General features: G+C 55.1%; 1 protein-coding gene. It reads left to right on the top strand.

Annotated elements, in window-relative coordinates:
- On the top strand, positions 1-614 hold a 614-nt coding region (locus ACR0LF_RS23645), incomplete at its 5' end, for an IS3 family transposase (RefSeq protein WP_480856500.1).
- Positions 615-824 lie beyond the last annotated feature (210 nt).

The following is an 824-nucleotide window of genomic DNA, read 5'->3' as shown; positions in this document are numbered from 1 at the left end:
GCTGCGCAGTCAATCATAAAAAGATCGAACGACTATGGAGCGAAGAAGGCTTGCAGCTCCCACAACGGCACAAGAAACGCAAACGGCTGTACCACAAGGACAGCTCGATCATCCGGCTCCGACCGCAACATCCCAATCACATCTGGAGCATTGACTTTGTCCACGACAAGCTGAGCAACGGACAGAGCTACAAGATGCTGACGGTGCTGGATGAGTATACCCGTGAGGCGCTCTGCGTAGCGGTCAAGCCGAAGATGAACAGCGCAGACGTGCTGGATGCGCTCTACCCACTCTTATTGCGGCACGGGAAGCCCGAACACATCCGTTCCGACAACGGCGCGGAGTTCATCGCAACGGCCCTGCAGACCTGGTTAAGAAAGGTGGGCATTAAGCCGATCCAAATCTACCCGGGATCACCTTGGGAGAATGGATACAACGAGCGCTTCAATGGCACTCTGCGCCGGGAAGTCCTCAACGCAGAATGGTTCCACACCACCAAACAGGCTCAGATCGTCATCAATACCTGGCTTAGACAGTACAATCGTGTCAGACCCCATCAGGCTCTAAACATGCGACCGCCCGTTCCAGAAACCTTGCTCAAAACTGGCCCATAGAATTGGGGCTGGACATTGGGACCACTTTATTTGAGAACGGGCTCAGAATAATTGAGACGGGCTCACATTTCTGAGACTGGGATCGGTGGGGTGAGACCATCCACATGACCTCATAGCGACAACCCCGCCATCCGCATTCGCTCTGCCAATTCGCGGGTCCGCGCGGGTTCAAGCTGCCCGCTCAGGAAGCGTTTGATCTCGGCAGGTTTG

Source organism: Ruegeria sp. E8, from assembly GCF_056533985.1.
This window is presented reverse-complemented; position numbering and strand designations above follow the sequence as displayed.